Consider the following 8,530-nt stretch of genomic DNA (forward strand, 5'->3'; position numbering starts at 1 on the left):
CGTGCAATACCATCGCGGTATGCCTGAGCGCCCGCAGACCTGGCAAGCCGCCTTCGACCTGATCCGCACGCGCGGCTACGAGCACCGCGAGGAGCCGTTCCGTCTGGTCAGCGGCCAGCTCAGCCACGACTACATCGACGGTAAATACGCCATCGACACCGGTGAGCGCATGGCCGTGGTCAGCCGCGCGGTCGCCGATCTCGCCGCCATCCAGGGCATCGAGTACGACGCGGTCGGCGGGCTGACCATGGGTGCCGACCCGCTCGCGCACGGTGTCGCGATGGTGACCGGCAAGGCCTGGTTCTCGGTCCGCAAGGAACAGAAGTCGCGTGGCCGTGAGCAGTGGATCGAGGGCACCCGCATCGAGCCCGGCACCCGGGTGCTTCTGGTCGACGATGTGATCAGCACCGGCGGGTCCACCGAGATCGCCTACGAGCGGGTCACCGCGGCCGGGGCGGTGGTGACCGGGGTGATCCCGATGGTGGATCGCGGCGACATCGCCACCGGGCGCTTCGCCAAGCGGGGTGTGCCGTTCACGGCCCTGGTCACCTACCGCGACCTCGGCATCGAACCGGTCAAGGACGTCTAGACCACCAGCACCGGCGCGGGCTCCAGCCCCACGCTGACCGCGGCCCCCGCCTCGAACTCGCGGGCCCGTGCGCTCGGCAGCTGCGCGTGGATCACCGCACCGTCCGGCAGGGTCACGTACACCTTCGAGATCGGGCCGAGGAAGGCCACCGACGCCACCGTCGCGGCCCCGGCCGGATCCGCACGCACCGTGACCGATTCGGGCCGCACCAGCGCCGTCCCCGCACCGGAGGTGACCGAACCCGCCAGCGTCGGCACCGAGCTGCCCAGCAGCCGCGCCCGTCCGTCCGACACCTCGGCCGCGACCTTGTTGTGCAAGCCGACGAACTCGGCGACGAACGGGGTGGCCGGGTTGGCGTACAGATCCGCGGGCGCCGCGAGCTGCTCGAGTTTGCCCTGACTCATCACACCGACCCGATCGGCAACCGCCAGCGCCTCCTCCTGGTCGTGGGTGACGAACAGCGTGGTGGTCCCGACCTCCAGCTGCACCCGCCGGATCTCGTCGCGCAGCTGGGCCCGGACCTTGGCGTCGAGCGCCGACAGCGGCTCGTCGAGCAGCAGCACCCTTGGCCGGATCGCCAGCGCCCTGGCCAGCGCCACCCGCTGCTGCTGGCCGCCCGACAGTTCATTGGCGTACTTGTGGCGGTGGGCGGCCAGGCCGACCAGATCGAGCATGTCGGCAGCGGCGGAAAGCCTGTCGGCCTTGGCCTTTCCGCGCATCTTCAAACCGAACGCGACGTTGTCCAGCACGGTCAGGTGCGGGAACAGGCTGTAGGCCTGAAAGACCATGCCCATATCCCGCTTGTTGGCCGGGACCGGACCGACATCCTGCCCGCCGACCCGCACCCGGCCCGAGGTGGCCTCATCGAGCCCGGCCACGATCCGCAGTGCGGTGGTCTTGCCGCAGCCCGACGGGCCGAGCAGCGCGATCAGCTCACCCGGTTCGATACGCAGGTTCAGGCCATCGAGTGCCTTCACGTTGCCATAGACCCGGGTCAGGTCGGTGAGTTCGACCCCAACGCTGCCAACACCATCCGACGACATACTCATTGCTCCTCACGTGTGTGGCGGCCACGCGTCACCATCGCCAGGGCCAGCAGCAGGACGAAGCCGAGCAGCAGCACGGCCAGCGAGGCCGCCACCGAGGTGGGGCCGTCGCTCTTGCCGATGGCCACGATCTGTACCTGCAGGGTCTGGAAGCCGCTCAGCGAGGCGATGGTGTACTCGCCAAGCACCACCGCGATCGAGATGAAGGCCGCGGAAAGGATTCCGGACCAGATGTTGGGCACGACGACGCGCGCGATCGTGGTGAACCATCCGGCGCCCAGCGAGCGGGCCGCCTCCGACAGCGTCCGCAGGTCGATGGCGGCCAGCGCGGAGTCGAGCGCCCGGTACGCGAACGGCAGCACCAGCACGACGTAGACGAACGTCAGCGTCAACGCCGACTCCCCGAGAAAATAGGTGACCCACAGATAGACGTTGCGCAGGCCCACCACGATCACCAGGGCCGGGATCGTCAACGGCAGCAGGCAGAGAAACTCGACGATCCGGCTCGCCCAGCGCGCCCGCAGCCGGACCCAGATCATGGTCGGCACCAACAGGACCAGCATCGCCACGACCGTGAACACCGCCAGCAGCAGGGAGATCAGGATCGAGGTGTACAGCGCATCGTCGGTCACCAGATTGCGCCAGGCCGCCATGGTCCGCCCGCCCGAGATCAGGTCGCGGGTGGAGAAGTCGGCCATCGCGTACAGCGGGAACAGGAAAAACAGGCCGAACCCGATCCACAGCGCCGCGCGCACCGCGCGGTTCATGTGAGCCACCGCGCGGTGCGCCGGACCATGGCGTTGTAGGCGAACATCACCACCGCGACCACCACGATCATCTCCAGTGCCAGGGCGTAGGCGAACCCGGACTGACCCAGCACCACCTCGCTGGTCAGGGCGGCCCTGATCAGCAGCGGCACGATCGGGCTGCCCTGGCTGACCAGCGCCGCCGCGGTGGCATAGGCGGCAAAGGCGTTGGCGAACAACAGCAATGCCGAACCGAGGAACGCCGGGGTCAGCAGCGGTACGGCCACCTCGCGCAGGTACTGCCAGGTCGACGCGCCGAGTCCGATCGCGGCCTCGCGCCACTGTGCGCGCAGCCCCTCCAGGGCCGGTATGAACACGATCACCATGAGCGGGATCTGAAAGTAGGTGTACACCAGGACCAGCCCGGGCAGGCTGTAGAGCCAGCCGGATCCGGCCAGGTCCCAGCCCAGGTACTGCCTGGCCCACAGGGTCAGCACACCGTTCAGGCCGATCGTCGCCAGGAATGCGAAAGCCAGTGCCACGCCGCCGAACTGGGCCAGCACACTGCACAGTGCCAGCACCGACCGGCGCAGCCGCGACGTGGGCGGGCTGCTCACGATCAGCCAGGCCAATGCGGCGCCGAGCACAGCGCCGAGCAGCGCCGTGCTCGCCGACAGCAGCACACTCCTGGCCAGCGCCGCCAGCGCGGTGCCGGTGAACAGGGCTGCGATCCGCTGCAGCGAGAACGACCCGTCGGCGAAGAACGCCATGACGACGACCGTCACCGTCGGCACGATCAGAAACACCGTGACCACCGCCAGGAACGGCAGCAGCGGCAACGCGTCCCGGATCCGCCGCACGACCAATGCCCGACCGCGGCCCTCCACCGGCCGGGTCAGCCGATCGCCTTGGCCCAGTTGTCGGCCAGATACTTGGTGGCGGTTTCGGTCTGGGTCGGGGTCGGCACGGTGACCGGTCCGTCGATGGTGGGCAGCTGGGCGGCGATGATCTTGTCGAGGGTGCCCGCCGCGATCATGTTGTCGGCCCGGACCGGGCGCACACCGCCCGCCGCGTACAGGTTCTGCCCCTCGTCGCTGAACAGGAACTCCTGCCACAGCCGGGCCGCCGCCGGGTGCGGGGCGTCCTTGTTGATCGCCTGGTAGTAGTAGCCCGCGACGGCCGAATCGTGCGGTACCAGCACCTGCCAGGTCGGCAGCTTCTTGGTCTCGGTGGCGTTCAGGTAGTTCCAGTCGATGACGACGGGGGTCTGACCGGACTCGATGGTCGCGGGGGTCGGGTCGACCGGCAGGAAGTTACCGGCCTGCTTGAGCTTGGCGAAGAACTCGACGCCCGGCGCGATGTCGTCGGCGGACCCGCCCTGCGCCAGCGCCACCATAAGCACCCCGGAGAACCCGGCGCCGGCCTGGGTGGGGTCGCCGTTGAGCGCGACCTTCCCGTGGTACTCGGGCTTGAGCAGATCCTCGACGCTGGTGACCGGGGGAACCTTGGACGAGTCGAAGCCGATGGACATGTAGCCGCCGTAATCGTTGACCCAGGCGCCGTTCGGATCGGCGAACGCGGCCGGGACGTCGTCGAAGGTCGCCACCTTGTACGGGGCGAACATCGATACGTTCGCCAGCGCCACCGACTGCCCGAGATCGAACACGTCGGGCGCGGAACTCTTGCCCTTCTGCTGATTGGCCGCGTTGATCTCGTCCTGGCTGGCGGCGTCCGGCTGGGCCGAGTTCACCTTGATCCCGTACTTGTCCCCGAACGCCTTGATGATCGCCCCGTAGTTGGCCCAATCCGGCGGCAGGGCAATCACGTTGAGCTCGCCCTCGGCCTTGGCGGCCTCGATCAGCTTGTCCATCCCGCCGAAGTCCTCGGCCGATGTGGCCTCGGCAACCTTGACGCCCGAATCGGTTTCACCACCCCCGCCGCCCTTCTCCGGAGGCGCACACGCCGCGAGGCCGGTGACGACCAGGGCCGAGGCGGCCACCGCGGCGATCCGCGGGAAGAACCGGGAATTGATCATTGCCAAACCTTCCGATGGTCAGGAAGCGTCGCAGTGGCGCACCGGTTACCGAATCTGGTCGCCGACCGGTCGCGTGTATGAACGTATCCATGATTGCTTGATCAAGAACAGGCGCATCGCACCTTATCCTGACCTCGCCGAACCCGCTGGCAGTATCGCGTGCGGCCCGGATTGTCACCCGTTTACCCAGGTCGGGCAGCTAGCATCGAGAGGTGTCTGAACGCGAAGCCGGAGGCAGCTTCGACTATCTGTGGGAGGACCCTGCCCCCGAACCGGACGGCTTCGACGCATTCGACCACAGCACCTGGGATTTCAAACCGGCGCCGGTGCCGTGGTACCGCACCCGGCGCGCGGCAGTCGCGCTGATCGCCGCCGCGTTGGCGGCCGCGGCGATCGTGGTGTCGGCGGTCCTTCTCCTGCTGCGGGATTCCGGCCCGTCCCGCGACGACTCGCCGGCCTCGGTCACGCCGTCGACCTCAACCACCGCCCCGTCACCGACGCCGCCGCTGCGGGTCGGGGTGCCGCCCGCACTGCCGCCACCACCACCGCCGCCGCCAACCGTCGAGGAGGCGCCGCGGGCGCCGGTGTACCGCCCGACCCAGCAGCCGCGCGTGACCAAGAAGCCCGAGATCGGGGTGACCCGCACACCGGTCACCCGCTCGCCGATCAGCGTCGCGCCCCAGCCGCGTCACCCGCGTAACTGACCGGCCCGCGGCCTACCCTGAATCCATGGCCGGCTTCGACGCTGTCACCGAGTTCTCCAACGCGCCCACCGCGACGCTGGCCACGCTGGGCTCCGACGGCGCACCGCATCTGGTTCCGGTGGTGTTCGCGGTGCACGTCGACGGGGAGCGGGCCACGATCTACACCGCCGTCGACGCCAAACGGAAGTCCACCCACCGGCTGCGCAGGCTGGCCAACATCGAACGCGACGGCCGGGTGAGCCTGCTGGCCGACCACTACAGCGACGACTGGTCACATCTGTGGTGGGTGCGCGCCGACGGCACGGCGTCCACGCACTACAGCGGTGAGGAGATGGCCACCGGCTACGGGCTGCTGCGCGCGAAATACCGCCAGTACGAACGGATTGCGCTGGACGGCCCGGTCGTGACGATCGCCGTCGGCCGCTGGTCGTCGTGGCAGGCCTGACCCAGCCCCACCTCCCTGCCGCCACGAGGGCTTGTGCTGTAGATCACATCGGGGAATGGTGGAGGGCAGGTCCGGTGGGCCGCAATGGGGCGCCCCGGGGATCACCAGGAGGCAACACCATGGCGGACAGGACGAATTCGGCGGGCAACGGGGCCGTTCCCACCGCGGACAGTCCCGCGGCCGTCCGCAATGTGGCACTGGTCGGTCCGTCGGGATCCGGTAAGACCACCCTTGTCGAAGCGCTGCTGGTGGCCTGCGGGGTGCTGAACCGGGCCGGCTCGGTGGTCGACGGGTCCACGGTGTGCGACTTCGACGACGCCGAGGTCACCCAGCAACGCTCGGTGGGCCTGGCCCTGGCCCCGTTGCGGCACAACGGGATCAAGGTCAACCTGATCGACACCCCCGGATACGCCGACTTCGTCGGAGAGTTGCGCGCCGGGCTGCGGGCCGCCGACTGCGCACTGTTCGTGATCGCCGCGAACGAGCGGGTGGACGAACCCACCAAGACGCTGTGGCAGGAATGCAGTGCCGTCGGCATGCCGCGCGCGGTGGTGATCACCAAACTCGACCACGCCAGGGCCAGCTACGCCGATGCGCTGGCCGACGCCAGGCAGGCGTTCGGCGACAAGGTCTCGCCGCTGTACTTCCCGGCCGGTGCGGGTGTCATCGGGCTGCTGACCCGCACGCATTACGAGTACGCCGACGGCACCCATACCGCGCATGCCCCCGACGGTTCCTACGACGACGAGATCGCCGACCTCCGCGGCGCGCTGATCGAGGCGATCATCGAGGAATCCGAGGACGAGTCGCTCATGGAGCGCTACCTCGGCGGCGAGGAGATCGACCAGTCGGTGCTCATCGGGGATCTGGAGAAGGCGGTGTCGCGGGCCTCCTTCTTCCCGGTGATCCCGGTCTGCAGCGGTTCCGGGGTCGGCACCATGGAACTGCTGGAGATCGCCACGCGCGGCTTCCCCGCGCCGCCACAACATCGGCTGCCCGAGGTGTTCACCCCGCAGGGCGCGCCCCGCAAACCGCTGCCCTGCGATCCGGACGGCCCGCTGCTCGCCGAGGTGGTGAAGACGACATCGGATCCCTATGTCGGCAGGGTCAGCCTGGTCCGGGTGTTCTCCGGCACCATCAGGCCCGACGCCACCGTGCATGTGTCGGGCCATTTTTCTGCCTTCGCCGAGCCCACCGCGGGCCACGCCGACCACGACGAGGACGAGCGGATCGGCACCCTGTCGTTCCCGCTGGGCAAACAGCAGCGGCCCGCGCCGTCGGTGGTGGCGGGCGATATCTGCGCGATCGGCCGGCTGAGCCGGGCCGAGACGGGCGACACCCTCAGCGACAAGTCCGGGCCGCTCGTCCTGCGCCCGTGGACCATGCCCGATCCCCTGCTGCCGATCGCGGTGGCGCCGCACGCCAAGACCGACGAGGACAAGCTCTCGGTGGGGCTGCAGCGGCTGGCCGCCGAGGATCCCACGTTGCGGATCGAGCAGAATCCCGAAACCCACCAGATCGTGCTGTGGTGCATGGGAGAGGCGCACGCCGCGGTGGTTCTCGACGCGCTGTCGCGCCGGTACGGGGTATCGGTCGATACCGTCGAGCTCCGGGTCCCGCTGCGGGAGACGTTCGGCGGCAAGGCAAAAGGGCACGGCCGCCACGTCAAACAGTCCGGCGGCCACGGCCAGTACGCGGTATGCGATATCGAGGTCGAGCCGCTCCCCGAGGGAACCGGATTCGAGTTCGTCGACAAGGTGGTGGGCGGTGCCGTTCCGCGACAGTTCATCCCGAGCGTCGAGAAGGGGGTGCGCGCCCAGATGGAGAAGGGGGTGGGGGCCGGCCACGGCGACGGGGCGGGCTATCCGGTGGTCGATATCCGGGTGACCCTGCTCGACGGTAAGGCCCACAGCGTGGATTCGTCGGATTTCGCGTTCCAGATGGCGGGTGGGCTGGCATTGCGTGAGGCCGCCGCGGGCACCCGGGTGAACCTGCTGGAGCCGGTCGACGATGTGACCGTGGTGGTGCCCGACGATCTCGTGGGTGCCGTGATGAGCGATCTGGCCGCGCGCCGGGGCCGGGTGCTCGGCACCGACCGGGCCGGCGAGGAGCGGACCCTGGTCAAGGCCGAGATCCCCCAGGTGGAGTTGATCCGGTACGCGATCGATCTGCGGTCCCTTTCGCACGGGTCGGGATCGTTCAGCCGGGCGTTCGCCCGCTATGAGCCGATGCCGGAGTCGGCCGCGGACCGGTTGCGCAGCGCCGCGTTATGACGGGCGTCTCACATCGCTGGTATTTTGACGTTGGCCGCAGTTACCGCATTTGGTTGCGTTTATCTCCGGTCGTTTGGGACAGTTTGCTGAGCTTCATCAACTCGCTGCGTCGATAATCGGGGGTTGGGCGCGTGGCCTCATCGGCGGTGCATCGCATCCAGCAGCGGTTCAAACACTGGCGCTACGACCCGCCGTACAAGTCCTCGTGCGCCGCGATGGTCATCCTGCTCGTCGCGGTCCTGGCCGTGACCTGGATGCAGTTTCGTGGGGTGTTCGAGGACAAGGTGGCGTTGACCGTGTTGTCGGGGCGGTCGGGGTTGTCGATGGATCCGGGGTCGAAGGTGACCTTCAACGGGGTGCCGATCGGTCGGTTGGCGTCGGTGGATGTGGTCGAGGTCGACGACAGTCCGCAGGCGAAGTTGACCCTGGACGTCGATCCGAAATATTTGAAGTTGATTCCGTCGAATGCCGATGTGGAGTTGCGGGCCACGACGGTGTTCGGCAACAAATACATTTCCTTCCTCTCGCCGGAGAATCCGTCGGCGGACCGCCTGACCGCTTCGACGCCGATCGAGGCGAAAGGGGTGACGACGGAGTTCAATACGTTGTTCGAGACGATCACCGCGATTTCGGAGCAGGTGGATCCGATCAAGCTGAATGAGACGTTGACCGCGACGGCGCAGGCGTTGGAC

Annotated in this window: 9 protein-coding genes; 5 read left to right on the forward strand and 4 right to left on the reverse strand. The window is 68.4% G+C overall.

The window, feature by feature from the left end:
- Window positions 1-19 precede the first annotated feature (19 nt).
- On the forward strand, window positions 20-589 hold the full coding sequence (locus ACWDTP_RS18405) for an orotate phosphoribosyltransferase (RefSeq protein WP_450022255.1): 570 nt from the start codon (window positions 20-22) through the stop codon (window positions 587-589).
- Here the strand turns inward: ACWDTP_RS18405 and ACWDTP_RS18410 are convergent.
- The 4 genes from ACWDTP_RS18410 to ACWDTP_RS18425 are packed head-to-tail and all read right to left on the reverse strand — an operon-like array spanning window position 586 to window position 4,416.
- Window positions 586-1,638 (reverse strand): ABC transporter ATP-binding protein, encoded by a 1,053-nt coding sequence (locus tag ACWDTP_RS18410; protein WP_450022256.1) that lies wholly within the window; start codon window positions 1,636-1,638, stop codon window positions 586-588. The two genes, ACWDTP_RS18405 and ACWDTP_RS18410, sit on opposite strands and share 4 nt — an antisense overlap.
- A complete protein-coding gene (locus ACWDTP_RS18415; RefSeq protein WP_450022258.1) occupies window positions 1,635-2,402 on the reverse strand; it encodes an ABC transporter permease in 768 nt (255 codons plus the stop codon). The genes ACWDTP_RS18410 and ACWDTP_RS18415 overlap by 4 nt, the downstream gene beginning before the upstream one ends.
- A complete protein-coding gene (locus ACWDTP_RS18420; protein ID WP_450022276.1) occupies window positions 2,399-3,247 on the reverse strand; it encodes an ABC transporter permease in 849 nt (282 codons plus the stop codon). Before ACWDTP_RS18420 ends, ACWDTP_RS18415 begins: the two co-directional genes overlap by 4 nt.
- A 29-nt stretch (window positions 3,248-3,276) precedes the next feature.
- Window positions 3,277-4,416 (reverse strand): ABC transporter substrate-binding protein, encoded by a 1,140-nt coding sequence (locus tag ACWDTP_RS18425; protein WP_450022260.1) that lies wholly within the window; start codon window positions 4,414-4,416, stop codon window positions 3,277-3,279.
- A gap of 212 nt (window positions 4,417-4,628) precedes the next feature.
- Between ACWDTP_RS18425 and ACWDTP_RS18430 the strand changes: the two genes are divergently transcribed.
- The 4 genes from ACWDTP_RS18430 to ACWDTP_RS18445 all read left to right on the forward strand — a co-directional run.
- Window positions 4,629-5,120 (forward strand): hypothetical protein, encoded by a 492-nt coding sequence (locus ACWDTP_RS18430; protein WP_450022262.1) that lies wholly within the window; start codon window positions 4,629-4,631, stop codon window positions 5,118-5,120.
- Between the two features lie 25 nt (window positions 5,121-5,145).
- Window positions 5,146-5,565: a TIGR03668 family PPOX class F420-dependent oxidoreductase gene (locus ACWDTP_RS18435; RefSeq protein ID WP_450022264.1), complete on the forward strand. Its 420-nt coding sequence runs from the start codon at window positions 5,146-5,148 to the stop codon at window positions 5,563-5,565.
- A gap of 119 nt (window positions 5,566-5,684) precedes the next feature.
- Window positions 5,685-7,838, forward strand: a complete 2,154-nt coding sequence (locus ACWDTP_RS18440; protein ID WP_450022266.1) for an elongation factor G-like protein EF-G2 — start codon at window positions 5,685-5,687, stop codon at window positions 7,836-7,838.
- Window positions 7,839-7,969: 131 nt separating this feature from the next.
- A partial coding sequence (locus ACWDTP_RS18445) for an MlaD family protein (protein WP_450022268.1) occupies window positions 7,970-8,530 on the forward strand: 561 nt, incomplete at its 3' end.

This window comes from Mycobacterium sp. NPDC003449 (genome assembly GCF_053588415.1).

What these genes read in the sequence shown, in the direction of transcription:
- ACWDTP_RS18405 (WP_450022255.1), top strand. Translation starts at nt 20, where the DNA reads ATGCCTGAGCGCCCGCAGACCTGGCAAGCCGCCTTCGACCTGATCCGC.
- ACWDTP_RS18410 (WP_450022256.1), bottom strand. Translation starts at nt 1,638, where the DNA reads ATGAGTATGTCGTCGGATGGTGTTGGCAGCGTTGGGGTCGAACTCACC.
- ACWDTP_RS18415 (WP_450022258.1), bottom strand. Translation starts at nt 2,402, where the DNA reads ATGAACCGCGCGGTGCGCGCGGCGCTGTGGATCGGGTTCGGCCTGTTT.
- ACWDTP_RS18425 (WP_450022260.1), bottom strand. Translation starts at nt 4,416, where the DNA reads ATGATCAATTCCCGGTTCTTCCCGCGGATCGCCGCGGTGGCCGCCTCG.
- ACWDTP_RS18435 (WP_450022264.1), top strand. Translation starts at nt 5,146, where the DNA reads ATGGCCGGCTTCGACGCTGTCACCGAGTTCTCCAACGCGCCCACCGCG.
- ACWDTP_RS18440 (WP_450022266.1), top strand. Translation starts at nt 5,685, where the DNA reads ATGGCGGACAGGACGAATTCGGCGGGCAACGGGGCCGTTCCCACCGCG.